This is a genomic window from Soonwooa sp. (assembly GCF_032062245.1).
Lineage (GTDB): Bacteria > Bacteroidota > Bacteroidia > Flavobacteriales > Weeksellaceae > Soonwooa.
Genome location: NZ_DAMBQF010000009.1, coordinates 1 through 12,281 on the forward strand (window position 1 = coordinate 1; position 12,281 = coordinate 12,281).

Below are 12,281 nucleotides of genomic sequence, written 5' to 3' on the forward strand. Positions count from 1 at the left end.
ACAGCCCGACCGAGCTAGCAAGGACTTCAGAAAGGCGCGAGGATTGCCCGAAATAATTTTTATGCTTAGATTCGTATGTAGAATTAATAGACATAGTACTCTATAACATTATTAATAATGTATGCCCTCTGTCGGAAGACATCAATAAATTGATGTGCCAGCATTTTGAGCATTTAGACTTACAAAAAGGCATTATTATATTATCGGCTGATAAAACCGAAAAACATCTCTACTTTGTGAAAGATGGTTTGGTAAGGGCTTTTACAGATTTTGAGGGTCAGGAAGTTACTTTTTGGTTTGGTACAGAAGGTCAGCCTCTAATCCCGATGAACAACTACGTCTATAACAAGAAAAACTACGAAAACATTGAGCTGCTAGAAGATTGGGTGGTCCCAACTTGCTACAACGCGCTGCTCTTCGGCATATTGCTTCATATCTTGGGATTACACAAGTTAGCTTGAGTAGAATCAGGGCTCAAATAAAATAAGTTTTTATCATTTGTAAAATGTTTATCGCATATTTTTTTAAGAAATTTGCGCAAATTTTTTAAAAAATGAACTGGATTATATTAATTATTGCAGGATTCTTCGAGGTTGGCTTCGCATCATGTCTCGGCAAAGCTAAAGAAACATCAGGAACAGAATCTTATCTTTGGTACGCTGGATTTTTAATTTGTTTAACTATAAGTATGTTAGGACTTATAAAGGCGACACAAAGTCTGCCAATAGGAACCGCCTATGCAGTCTGGACGGGCATTGGCGCTGTTGGAACTGTATTGGTTGGAATTTTTGTTTTTAAAGAGCCTGTAACTTTTTGGCGTATATTTTTCATCAGTACATTAATTGGTTCGATTGTAGGTCTAAAGTCTGTGAGTCATTAATTCCATAAATTAAGTATATAGAAGGGATTTTTTTTCTTAGATTTGATTAAAACTAAATCTTATGAAAACTGTAATCTATCTATGTACGTTTTGTTGTACTTTGTTTGTCAATGCACAAGAAAAAGAAGTTGAAATCAACAAAACGCCTAAAACCATTACCAACTTTGTTAAAAAACATTTTCCTAACACGCCCATAGCCAAAGTAACACAGGAAGAAACAAAATTCGGGACAGAATATAATGTAACTCTCGGCAATAAAATGGAATTAGATTTTGATCATCAAAATATACTTGAAGACATTGAGAGTAACACTAAACAAGAAATCCCAATGTCGATTGTTCCTAAAAATGTCTGGGATTATACCAAAGCAAATTACCTAAAACAACAAATTGTAGGATGGGAAAAGGAAAATAATAAACAACGAATTGACCTAAGTAACGGCATGGTATTAGAGTTTAACGACAAGGGAGTTTTCCTAAATTCATCAAAATAATAAACACCTTTAACTTCAAAATAAAAACCTTTTCTAATTAAGAAAAGGTTTTTTCACATTTTTGATTTGGTAAATTTTAAATATGTGTGTGTGATTTGAATGTTCACCAAATGTAATATTAATTTTGAAATTTGCAAAATATTTTTAAACTTTTTGTAAAATAAACATGAAAATAGCTTTAAATCTTATCATAAAAAACTAATAATTAGTGAAATCATTTATTTTTCATGAATAGAGAAAACACGGCATATCAAACAAAAAGTATTTATATATTCGTATTCTAATTTTAAAAGCATGAAAAAACTATTTGTATCAATTTTAATAGGAACCTCATCAATTGTATTCTCTCAAAACATTTCTGATTACGAATATATCTACGTACCCAATTCTTTTGAAAAGAAGATGGATAAATTCAATCTTCGAAATACTCTTATTCAGCAATTAAAGTCAAAAAAATATAAAATCATCCAAGAGGATAATAATTCTTGCGCAGTTCTTAAAGCAGACCTCCTAGATGATAGTTCTTTTTTAAAAAATAAAGTAAAAATTACTTTTAAGGATTGTAATAATAAGATTATACAGGAGCTAAAAGGCAGTACTGATGATAAAGACTTTGAAACTGGTTATCCCGATGCATTAAAAAATGCAACAAAAACACTAACAATTTCTAACCCTAAAACCACAACAAGTTTAGAAAGTAATAAAGAAACTACTCCAGTTGCAACGATTAGTGAGAATGTTAACACAACTTCGATTGCAACTTCGCAAGAGAAATCCTTAAATTTCACGAATGGACAACTCAACTATCAACTTATTAAGTTAGGACAAAATCAATTGATATTAGTCTCGTCACAAAGTTCAACACCTTTTGCGAAATTAACAGAAAGTAGCAAACCTGGGATCTTCCATGTCGTTTTGGAGAACAATCAAAAAACTTTAGCTTATACAGAAAACGGTAATATTGTTATTGAATTTCCGCAGTCCGATGGAAGTTTTTCTAAACAAGTTTTTCAGAAAAAATAAAATCTCCAAAAGCAGCGAATCTCTCGCTGCTTTTTTGTTTTAAAACATTTTACTTAAATTTTGAAATTAATATTAAAAATATTTTTTAATTTCAGAACTTATAAATGCTTTGCTAGCTCTTCAAAATGGAAAACAAAGTACAAAACACAAATCTTAACAAACCAATTTCTGTCGCATTGGTGGTAATGATCTGTATTTTGACAGCCATTTTTATTTTGCAAGGTCCCACGGAAGAATCGTTTTTTTTACAGTTTTAACATGTTGGATCTTCACAATCACTATTTTCCAAATTATTTATGTGATTTCTTATAAAACCTCAAAAAAATCATTAGCATTTTGGTTGATGATCATATTAATAGTTATATCGCTATTATTTTTTGGAGTTTTATGGTATGCGAATCAATTAGCTAAAGGCTTTAATCATTAACCTATGTTGAAAAGACTAAATACTTTTAATAAATGCCTTTCAGCGATTGTTGTCTTGATGGTTATCGCTAATATTGGTTACTTGTTTTTCTACAAAAGTTGGGATCGTTACAATTTTGACTCAAGTGTTACTGTGCCACCCTCCTACCCGATGTATATTGAAGAAGTAAGTTTTAATTATCCTCACGATGAACTTGGTACCAGTTTTTATAAAAGTCAAGACGAAGTCAATCGTTTTGGAAACACCTGGGGACATGCCTACTACTTCCCAGAAGCACGAGAACCAATGCGATTACCAATTGAGCTGGTTTTATCATATTTTGATTATCGTGCTAACAAATTTTATAAAACAAAAATCCAGTTACCAACCAAAGACATAGAGCAATGTTTTGAAGAAGCGCAAGAACAAAAGCGGTTTACTAAATTATATAACGTCCATGGTGACGTCCATGGTTTGGTATTTTTGCTAGGTGTGGCTAATAACGGAAATATGATGCTTTGGCTAAAAGGTGATAATTATGCAAAGCTTCTGTTCAAAAAACATCTGGAGCCAGTTTCAATTTCTAAATCTCTGAATTATGATGATTTTAAAACCGAAGAACTATACAAAGCAAAATTTTTTGAGTATTTACCAGATTCAACAAAACAGAAAATAAATTTTGGTTGGGAAGCAAAAGCTAATTATATTGACAGTACCAAACAATTTATAAAATGCACACTTTAGTATGTCCGAGTTTATAGCATCATTAACCAACGAAAAAGTTCCTCTTCCAATGCTTATTTTTTTGCTGGCATTTTCTGTAGGCATCGCATTATTTCACTATATTATTTCTAGTGCTTTATTGAGAATGAACAATAAGCTAGCACTTGCTTTTTTTTTGGTAGATCCTGCTATTATATATATTGTTTGGTTAATTAATTCGCGTTACGCCTTTTTAGCTTTAATAATATTGTCATTATCGGTTTTCTTACTTGGAATAATCGGGATCATAATTTCTTCTTTTAGAAAAAATGAAAGCACTGACTATGTTAGTAATCGAAGTTTTAATGAAAAATACAATATCAAACCAAAATCTAATAGCAGAAAAGCTAAAGAACTCCTTTTTACAATCGCCTTTTTTCTGTTTGGAGGTTTGTCACTATATTTCTTTGGACAAGGCGGAATAATCCTAGTATTCATAGCAATCTTTGTTGCAGCCATCATGGCATCGACTAACAACAAACGTTTTCTAAAAACCCAAGCTAGTCTACCAAATTCCAAAATACGATCTGTCGCCATGGGATTGGCAGAATTACAAGGCAAATGTCATCAAATAAATCCTAGTATTTCACCAATTGGAAGCAAAAATTGTATCGGTTTTCGATATACCATAGAAGACGAAAGCACAAATAAAGAAGGGAAAACTTCATAAACAACAAGACTTGATAGAACGGTTTGCGAAGATTTTACATTGACCGATGACACCGGCTCAATCTTGGTTAAAGGTGCAAACATTTCGTTTCTTTGGTTAGAAGAAGATCAGCAATATTATGATAACAACCAGCGTGTTACTCAATATTTATTAAAAGATAAAAAAGAAGTACTTCTAATAGGGAATGTGAGTTTAGAAGACAACAAAGCGATTGTCGCTTATGATGATTATAACAAAACCTTTGGAGTTGGCGATATTGACGAAATTAATTTGTATAATGATTCTGTCCCTTTATTGAATCAAGCAAAAGCCTACGCTGCAGTATTTGCAGTTTTAATGGCTATTATCATAGTGACACCAACGTCCATGGATGGTCGTAAATTGGACATTACAAAACCTAATTTTTCATTTTTAAAACTAAAAAACCAAAAGAAGAAAAATTTAAAATAGAAGTCATCAACCATTCTTCTGATGACGATGAGCATGCAGACGAAGCAATACAATCCGAGTCTGGCGAATAATTTTTAAAAAACATGAACGAACAAATATTATTTTATTTCATCATTGGCGTTGTCATTCTTTTGACAATTGGCTTTGTTATTAGCGTTTTTAATAAAATTATTTTCTTAAAAAACAATATTGAAAAATCATTTGCGAATATTGATGTCGTCCTAAAACAACGTGCCGACGAAATCCCAAATCTTATCGCTGTCGTAAAAGAATCAAAAAATTACGAAGCCAAAACGCTTGAGCAACTTACAAAACTGCGGGCAAAATATTACAATGCAGCATCTGCTGATGAAAAAGTAAATATTACCAATCAACTTGATAAAAGCCTAAAATCTGTTATGCTAGTTGCCGAAAACTATCCTATTTTGCGAGCAAACAATAACTTTATGGCATTTTAACAACGGATTACTCAACTTGAGGATATTATTGCTGGCCGACGAGAGTTTCTTAATGATAGCGTCAATTTGTACAACACCGGAATACAAGAATTCCCGAATCTTATTATGGCGAAATTGTTTTCTTTTAAACAAAAACAAATGTTACAAGTAACCGACAACGAAAAAAAATACGATGGAGGTAAATTCTAGTTTTGCAAGACTACTTCGTTCCAATAAGGACGCAACACAAATAATGGTGTTTTTTTGCGCTTTTAATTTCCAAAGTATAGACAGCAATATCGCGAGATTAGGTGAAGAAAAAAAGAAACAAAAATCTAACAAGAACTAATTTTAATCATTCAAAAAACTATTCTCCAGAATTAAAATATTCCCAAACCACTTTTGCTTTGGACTTTCCGAGGATTTCTTCTAAAGTTTCGAGGCTCGATTCTTTTATTCTTTTTACAGATTTTAGTTTAGACAAAAGTAATTCGATTGATTTTGGACCGACACCAGGTATTTCTTCCAACTCCGATTTTATTGTTGAATTTTTACGTCGTGTTCTATGATGTCTTACGCCAAATCGGTGCGCTTCATCTCGTACTCTTTGTAAAATTTTTAAAGTTTCGGACTTTTTATCCAAATACAACGGAATAGGATCATTCGGGAAGAAGATTTCTTCTAAACGTTTTGCAATACCAACAATTGTAATTTTACCGTAAAGACCGAGTAGTTTAAGACTCTTCACCGAAGAAGACAGTTGACCTTTACCACCATCTATCAAAATTAACTGTGGTAATTCTTCACCTTCGTCCAACATTCTTTTGTAACGACGATAGATAACTTCTTCCATCGTTGCAAAGTCGTTTGCTCCTTCCACCGTTTTGGGATGAAAAATTCTGTAATCTGCTTTGCTTGGTTTTCCATCTTTAAAAACAACACAAGCCGAAACCGGATTAGTCCCCTGAATATTCGAGTTATCAAATCCTTCGATATGTCGTGGTTCCACAGGCATTCTGAGTAAAGCTTTCATCTCAGCCATGATTCGGTTGGTGTGGCGATCGGGATCAACAATTTGTACTGCTTTTAATTTTTCTAAACGATATTCTCGGGCATTTTTCTCCGACAATTCTACGATACGCTTTTTATCACCGACTTTTGGAACAATCAATTTAACATTCGGAATCTCAACACTCAAATGAAACGGAATTAAAATCTCTTTAGAATCCGAACCAAATTTTTGTCGAATTTCGATTAAAGCTTCTTCCAAAATATCTTCATCGGTTTCATCCAAAATCTTTTTAATTTCTGTGGTAAAACTTTGGATAATGTTTCCGTTTCTAATTTTAAAGAAATTAACATAAGCCGCCGTCTCATCGCTCGTCATCCCAAATACATCAACATCATCAATATTAGGATTGACAATCGTATTTCTGGTTTGATAATCTTCCAAAGCGTCGATTCTTTCCTTAATCATTTGTGCATTTTCAAATTTTAAATCGACAGCATAACGCATCATTTGAGTCGTCAAATAATCTTTAGCTTTCCGGAAATCACCTTTAATAATACCTCGTATCGCATCAATTTTTTCGTTGTATTCTTCTTCAGATTCCAAGCCTTCGCAAGGTCCTTCACAATTTTTAATATGATATTCTAGACAAACTTTATATTTTCCAGTTTCTATTTTGTCCGCCGAAAGATTTAGGTTGCAAGTTCGAAGTTTATAAATATGCTTGATTGTATCCAAAAGAATCTTCGCAGGCCGAATCTTGGCATAAGGACCAAAATATTCCGAACCATCTTTAATAACATTTCGAGTCATAAAAATCCGTGGAAAAGGCTCATTTTTAATACAAATCCAAGGATAGGTTTTATCGTCCTTTAACATCACATTGTAAAACGGCTGATGCTCCTTTATCAAATTATTTTCTAATAAAAGTGCCTCATATTCGCTGTTGACAATGGTTGTCTCTAATCGAAAAATTTTCCCAACCATAATTTTGGTTCGGTAACTCGATAGATTTTTATTAAAATAGGATAAAACTCTCTTTTTCAAATTTTTAGCCTTACCAACATATAACAACTGATTGTTCTTGTCATAGTATCTGTAAACGCCTGGATCCGAGGCCAAGGTTTTTAGTTGAAGTTCTAAATCGGAATTCATACAACAAAAATACTAAATAACTCACTTTGAAAAGCTCAGTAAATTTCATTATTTTTAACCAAAATTTACGATAATGATATACGGTATTGACCAATTCTCTTATAAAGATGTTTTAGAAATTTGTAAAGACACTGCTAAAGCAAAACTTAATAAAACGGCAAAAGATCAAATTCTTAAGTCTCAAAAAAATGTTGCAAAAATTGTTGCGTCGGATGATACAGTATATGGCATCAACACTGGTTTTGGACCACTTTGCGATGTGAAGATTTCAGAAGAAGAAACAGCACAACTTCAACACAATCTCATCATTTCTCATGCTGTCGGTGTTGGAAAACCGATTGATAAAGAACTTTCGAAAATTATGATTATTTCTAAAGTTCATGCGTTGTCAAAAGGATTTTCGGGTGTTTCTTTAGACGTTATCGAGCGTTTGATTTTAATGCTGGAAAAAGATATTATCCCTGTTGTGCCTGAGCAAGGTTCTGTTGGCGCGTCGGGAGATTTGGCGCCTTTGTCACATTTGGTTCTTCCACTGCTTGGTCTTGGTCAAGTTTGGGACGGTGATAAAATTTTTGACACAGAAATTGCCCTTAAAAAACATAAATTAAAAGCCTTGAAACTTGGACCAAAAGAAGGTTTGGGTTTAATTAACGGAACACAATTTATTCTAGCACATGCCATCAAAGGTTTAGAAAAAATGGAATATCTTCTTGACCTTGCTGATATGACTGCCGCGATGAGTCTTGAAGCTTACAGAGGTTCGGCAAGTCCTTTTAAGAAAGAGTTGCATGAGATTCGTCCATTTGCTGGAAGTAAAAAAGTGGCGGCTAGAATGCTGAAATTCTTAAAAGGTTCTGACAACCTAAAATCGCATGAATTCTGTGATCGTGTACAAGATCCATACTCTATGCGTTGCGTTCCACAAGTACATGGCGCGAGTCGCAATGCTTTTGAACATCTTAAAATGATGGCGGAAACAGAACTAAATTCTGTAACCGATAATCCAATCGTGTTAAGCGCCGAAGAATCAATCTCTGGTGGAAACTTCCATGGACAATTGATGGCTTTACCGCTTGACTACGCAACTTTAGCCGCTGCAGAATTAGGAAATATTTCCGACCGAAGAAGTTATCTTTTATTAGAAGGAAAATTTGGGCTTCCAAGATTATTGACAGAAAGTTCTGGGCTTAATTCAGGATTTATGATTCCACAATATACCTCAGCAGCTTTAGTAACAGAAAACAAAACACTTTGTTTCCCAGCTTCCGCGGATTCTATACCAACAAGTTTAGGTCAAGAAGATCACGTATCAATGGGAAGTATTTCAGGAAGAAAGTTCAATCAAGTTTTGGATAATTTGGTGAATATTCTTTCAGTAGAATTGATGTTTGCAGCGCAAGGATTAGAATTCCGTAGACCTGCAAAATGTTCAAAAATAATTGAAGAAAACTTTAGCATTATTAGAAGTGTTGTTCCAAAATTAGAAGAAGACAGACTTATCGGAAGAGATATGTTGGCGATTGCAGATTTAATTAGAAATAAAAAACTAAACGTAACTGTTTAACATGAAAAAAATATTTTTAGTATCGGCATTTTTGGTTTCAGCATTATCTTCCGCACAAACAAAAGAACAAAAGGTTGAAAAACTAATGGAAGTTATGGGTATGACAAAAAATGTAGAATTGATGTTTACCCAGATGATGAATCACTATGCGGAAACGAATCCAACTGTCCCAACTATTTTTTGGACAAAAATCCGAGAAAAAATAAATTATAATGATTTGCTTGAAAAAATGGTTGGTATTTATTCAAAATATTATACTTCCGAAGACATTGATCAGCTAATCAAATTTTATAATACACCTGTTGGTAAAAAAAGTATGAGCATACTTCCGCAAATTATGCAGGAAAGCATGAAGGCAGGAGAAGAATGGGGTGTAAAAACTGCCGAAAAGGTCATCGCAGACCTTGAAAAAGAAGGCTACTTCCAAGATCCTCCAATGGAATCTGAAGAATAAAATAAAAATCCCGAAATTCTCGGGATTTTTATTTTTTGCGAGTCGCCCTACAAAAAAAAGGTTTTGCTCTTTTGGAACAAAACCTAAAAAAATAAAACTATGAAAACTAAATTAATGAACCAGAACACTGGTCATACTAAGACTGCCGCCGATTAATGCATCGTTAAAAAGCGAAAGATTTTCTGATTTGTCCTTTAATCCCAAAGTGTAGATTAATGGTAAAAAATGATCTGGCGACGGGACTGCATATTGCAAACTCGTACCTTGTTTTTGATAATCGATTAACTTTTGGAAGTCACCATCCATCAACCAATGATTTATTTTTTCGCGGGCTTCAATTGCCCAATCCCAGCCAGAACCTACCGTGTTAATATTCTGCCAATCGATCATTCTCAAGTTATGGACAATGTTACCACTACCAATTATTAAAATTCCTTTTTCACGCAATTTGTTAAGACGTTGCGCCAATTCAAAATGATATTGCGGCGACTTCGTATAGTCGATGCTTAGCTGTATCACCGGAATATTAGCCTCTGGAAACATATGTCGAACCACCGACCATGCACCGTGGTCCAATCCCCAATTATGATCTTCTTCCACCAAAGCCGGAGATAGAAGTTCAACGGTTTTGTGCGCCAATTCGGGACTGCCAGGCGCAGGATATTCTACATCGAATAATTCTTTTGGAAAACCATAAAAATCATGAATGGTCTTCGGATGTTGCATCGCTGTTACAAAAGTTCCCTCTGTAAACCAGTGTGCGGAAACGCACAAAATTGCGTTAGGCGTTGGGATTTCTTTCGAAATATTTCTAAAGCCTTGCACAAAAACATTATCCTCAATCGCATTCATCGGAGAGCCATGTCCCAAAAAAAGAACGGGCATTTTTGGTGTCTTCTGAAAGCCTTCGGATATTTGATTTAGATCGTTTAAGTTCATATTTAAAAACGAAAAATTTAAGAAGCGAATGAACACTTCTTAAATCTTTCTGTGATATATAGATTGATAAGTTTAAGCTTGTTTTACAAACTGTAGGTCACCCGAGATTTTTACATCATCGCCAACCATAACACCACCAGCTTCTAGTGCTGCATTCCAGTTAAGACCGAAATCATTTCTGCTAATTTTTCCCTCGAAAGTGAAACCTGCTTTTGTATTTCCCCAAGGGTCAACATTAATACCACCAAATTCTACTTCCAATTTCACTGGTTTTGTAACACCGTTAATTGTTAAGTTACCAGTAATATCTTGGTTAAGTGAATCTGATTCGAAAGTGATTTTTGGGTTAAGTTCTGCGTTAAAGAATTCAGCAGACTTAAGGTGATTATCACGATCTGTATTGTTTGTATAAATTGAATCTACATCGATAAAAGCAGTTGTTTTTGCATTTTGGAATGTGTCATCGTTAGCTTCGATTTCTGCATTAAAGTTTCTGAATTCTCCTTTAACATTAGAGATCATCATGTGTCTAACTTTAAAATTTACTTCGCTGTGTGTTGGGTCTAATAACCATTTAGTTGCCATAATATTTGTTTTATTTGTTTGTTTAAATTTCTATTGCAAATATAGCACCGCAACTGCTTAGTAAACATTGATTTATGATAACTTTATAGCTTGATCTATGTTAAGAAAAATACACTTTTTGGGAGCCGTATAACTCAAAAAGATTTATTAATGAAGAACTTAGAAAAATTTAATCCAAAAATTTAAAAATGGAGCAAAGTCTGACTTAACAGAAATTTATGATTTTTTGAAGTAAGAACTCACAAACATCATCACGACCATTGCCAGTCCAAACATCGAAAATAAAGTAAAACTCCAACGCAAACTTGACAACTCAGCAATGTAACCAATTAACGGTGGTCCCATCAAAAATCCTAAGAAACTAATACTTGACACCAACGCAATTGCCATACTTGGCGGAATACTCGGATGCGTCCCCGCCAAACTATAGACCGTCGGCACACAACAAGCAACTCCCAAACCAACCAACATAAAGCCAATAGTTGAAGTCACCACAAACGGAAACAACACCGACATCATCATTCCGATAAACATGAGCAAACCACTAATCATTAAAACTTTTCTGTTTCCTAGTTTTGTAATGAGAAGTCCGCCAAGAAAACGTCCCATCGCCATCATAATCATAAATGATGTATAGCCTAAAATAACCAAAGACGCTGGTGATTTAATAACATCTTTAAAGTAAACGCCCGTCCAGTCGAACATCGCGCCTTCTGTTGCCATACTAAAGAAACCGACAATTCCTAATTGTATTAAAATAGAGTCTGGTCGGAACTTCACTTTTTTACCAGCAGAACTTGCATGCTCAATTTTAGGAACAAGATATTTAACATTCCAAATCGTATTAATAATGATGATACCAAATATGATTAAAAAATGATAAGTCGTGTTAATATGAAAATTAATAGTTAAAAGTCCAATTAATGCGCCGAAGAATCCTGCCAAACTCCATCCACCATGGAAAACCGTCATTATCGATTTGCCATACATTTTCTCTACAGCGACAGCTTGCGTGTTAACCGCGACGCTCGCCATATTTCCTGCAACACCGAAAAGCATTAATGAAGCTGCCAACATATAAACATTGGTTGCAAAAGAAATACTCACCAAAATCAACGCGTATAATATAGACACGATCGTGATAACTTTTGCGCTTCCATATTTTGTATTGACTTTTCCAGCTAATGCCATTGTAAAAAGTTGTCCCATCGGCAACATCAAAAGCATCGTTCCCAATTGTCCTTCACTAAGGTGGAGATTTTCTTTAATCGTCGGAATGCGGCTTGCCCACGATGCAAAGCAAATACCTTGACAAAAGAAATAGCCAAAAACTGCTCTACGATATTCTGATAATTTGATGGGTTGCGACGACATTTTAGAAACTTCCGACATGATATTCTGCTTAAAAAAGAGTGCAAAAATACGGCTATTTATTAAAAGAGTTTTTGTTCTTT

General features: G+C 34.1%; 14 protein-coding genes and 1 pseudogene. 11 read left to right on the plus strand and 4 right to left on the minus strand.

Annotated elements, in window-relative coordinates; all coding sequences use genetic code 11:
* The first annotated feature begins 152 nt into the window (after positions 1-152).
* The 9 genes and pseudogenes from RT037_RS06625 to RT037_RS06665 all read left to right on the plus strand — a co-directional run bounded on the left by RT037_RS06625 (position 153) and on the right by RT037_RS06665 (position 5,331).
* A complete protein-coding gene (locus RT037_RS06625; RefSeq protein ID WP_312324396.1) occupies positions 153-461 on the plus strand; it encodes a hypothetical protein in 309 nt (102 codons plus the stop codon).
* 92 nt (positions 462-553) lie between these two features.
* A complete protein-coding gene (locus RT037_RS06630) occupies positions 554-880 on the plus strand; it encodes a multidrug efflux SMR transporter (protein ID WP_312324399.1) in 327 nt (108 codons plus the stop codon).
* 61 nt (positions 881-941) lie between these two features.
* On the plus strand, positions 942-1,373 hold the full coding sequence (locus tag RT037_RS06635) for a PepSY-like domain-containing protein (RefSeq protein WP_312324400.1): 432 nt from the start codon (positions 942-944) through the stop codon (positions 1,371-1,373).
* 294 nt (positions 1,374-1,667) lie between these two features.
* Positions 1,668-2,396 (plus strand): hypothetical protein, encoded by a 729-nt coding sequence (locus RT037_RS06640; protein WP_312324401.1) that lies wholly within the window; start codon positions 1,668-1,670, stop codon positions 2,394-2,396.
* A 125-nt stretch (positions 2,397-2,521) separates the two neighbouring features.
* Complete coding sequence (locus RT037_RS06645; protein WP_313029181.1) at positions 2,522-2,653, plus strand: hypothetical protein; 132 nt, start codon at positions 2,522-2,524, stop codon at positions 2,651-2,653.
* 173 nt (positions 2,654-2,826) lie between these two features.
* On the plus strand, positions 2,827-3,546 hold the full coding sequence (locus RT037_RS06650) for a DUF2931 family protein (protein ID WP_313029184.1): 720 nt from the start codon (positions 2,827-2,829) through the stop codon (positions 3,544-3,546).
* A gap of 1 nt (position 3,547) precedes the next feature.
* Positions 3,548-4,234 carry a hypothetical protein gene (locus RT037_RS06655; protein ID WP_313029186.1) on the plus strand — a complete coding sequence of 229 codons (687 nt, stop codon included), beginning with the start codon at positions 3,548-3,550 and terminating at the stop codon, positions 4,232-4,234.
* 39 nt (positions 4,235-4,273) lie between these two features.
* Positions 4,274-4,684: a hypothetical protein gene (locus RT037_RS06660; RefSeq protein ID WP_313029189.1), complete on the plus strand. Its 411-nt coding sequence runs from the start codon at positions 4,274-4,276 to the stop codon at positions 4,682-4,684.
* A gap of 83 nt (positions 4,685-4,767) precedes the next feature.
* Positions 4,768-5,331: pseudogene (locus RT037_RS06665) on the plus strand (LemA family protein).
* Between the two features lie 157 nt (positions 5,332-5,488).
* Here RT037_RS06665 and uvrC read toward each other — a convergent pair.
* Positions 5,489-7,285, minus strand: a complete 1,797-nt coding sequence (gene uvrC, locus RT037_RS06670; protein WP_313029192.1) for an excinuclease ABC subunit UvrC — start codon at positions 7,283-7,285, stop codon at positions 5,489-5,491.
* A 73-nt stretch (positions 7,286-7,358) separates the two neighbouring features.
* On the opposite strand from uvrC, the gene hutH reads away from it, so the two are divergent.
* Together hutH and RT037_RS06680 are read left to right on the plus strand one after the other, a co-directional pair.
* Positions 7,359-8,849: a histidine ammonia-lyase gene (gene hutH, locus RT037_RS06675; RefSeq protein ID WP_313029194.1), complete on the plus strand. Its 1,491-nt coding sequence runs from the start codon at positions 7,359-7,361 to the stop codon at positions 8,847-8,849.
* 1 nt (position 8,850) lies between these two features.
* A complete protein-coding gene (locus RT037_RS06680; RefSeq protein WP_312323818.1) occupies positions 8,851-9,303 on the plus strand; it encodes a DUF2059 domain-containing protein in 453 nt (150 codons plus the stop codon).
* Positions 9,304-9,414: 111 nt separating this feature from the next.
* Here RT037_RS06680 and ygiD read toward each other — a convergent pair whose 3' ends face one another.
* From ygiD to RT037_RS06695, 3 genes are all read right to left on the minus strand, one after another.
* Positions 9,415-10,242, minus strand: a complete 828-nt coding sequence (ygiD, locus tag RT037_RS06685) for a 4,5-DOPA dioxygenase extradiol (RefSeq protein ID WP_312323817.1) — start codon at positions 10,240-10,242, stop codon at positions 9,415-9,417.
* 72 nt (positions 10,243-10,314) lie between these two features.
* Complete coding sequence (locus tag RT037_RS06690) at positions 10,315-10,827, minus strand: YceI family protein (protein WP_313029198.1); 513 nt, start codon at positions 10,825-10,827, stop codon at positions 10,315-10,317.
* A 216-nt stretch (positions 10,828-11,043) separates the two neighbouring features.
* Positions 11,044-12,219 carry an MFS transporter gene (locus RT037_RS06695; RefSeq protein ID WP_313029201.1) on the minus strand — a complete coding sequence of 392 codons (1,176 nt, stop codon included), beginning with the start codon at positions 12,217-12,219 and terminating at the stop codon, positions 11,044-11,046.
* Positions 12,220-12,281 lie beyond the last annotated feature (62 nt).

Coding starts and splice junctions, on each gene's coding strand:
- RT037_RS06625 (WP_312324396.1), top strand. CDS start 153: ATGTGCCAGCATTTTGAGCATTTAGACTTACAAAAAGGCATTATTATA.
- RT037_RS06630 (WP_312324399.1), top strand. CDS start 554: ATGAACTGGATTATATTAATTATTGCAGGATTCTTCGAGGTTGGCTTC.
- RT037_RS06635 (WP_312324400.1), top strand. CDS start 942: ATGAAAACTGTAATCTATCTATGTACGTTTTGTTGTACTTTGTTTGTC.
- RT037_RS06640 (WP_312324401.1), top strand. CDS start 1,668: ATGAAAAAACTATTTGTATCAATTTTAATAGGAACCTCATCAATTGTA.
- RT037_RS06645 (WP_313029181.1), top strand. CDS start 2,522: ATGGAAAACAAAGTACAAAACACAAATCTTAACAAACCAATTTCTGTC.
- RT037_RS06650 (WP_313029184.1), top strand. CDS start 2,827: ATGTTGAAAAGACTAAATACTTTTAATAAATGCCTTTCAGCGATTGTT.
- RT037_RS06655 (WP_313029186.1), top strand. CDS start 3,548: ATGTCCGAGTTTATAGCATCATTAACCAACGAAAAAGTTCCTCTTCCA.
- uvrC (WP_313029192.1), bottom strand. CDS start 7,285: ATGAATTCCGATTTAGAACTTCAACTAAAAACCTTGGCCTCGGATCCA.
- hutH (WP_313029194.1), top strand. CDS start 7,359: ATGATATACGGTATTGACCAATTCTCTTATAAAGATGTTTTAGAAATT.
- RT037_RS06680 (WP_312323818.1), top strand. CDS start 8,851: ATGAAAAAAATATTTTTAGTATCGGCATTTTTGGTTTCAGCATTATCT.
- ygiD (WP_312323817.1), bottom strand. CDS start 10,242: ATGAACTTAAACGATCTAAATCAAATATCCGAAGGCTTTCAGAAGACA.
- RT037_RS06690 (WP_313029198.1), bottom strand. CDS start 10,827: ATGGCAACTAAATGGTTATTAGACCCAACACACAGCGAAGTAAATTTT.
- RT037_RS06695 (WP_313029201.1), bottom strand. CDS start 12,219: ATGTCGGAAGTTTCTAAAATGTCGTCGCAACCCATCAAATTATCAGAA.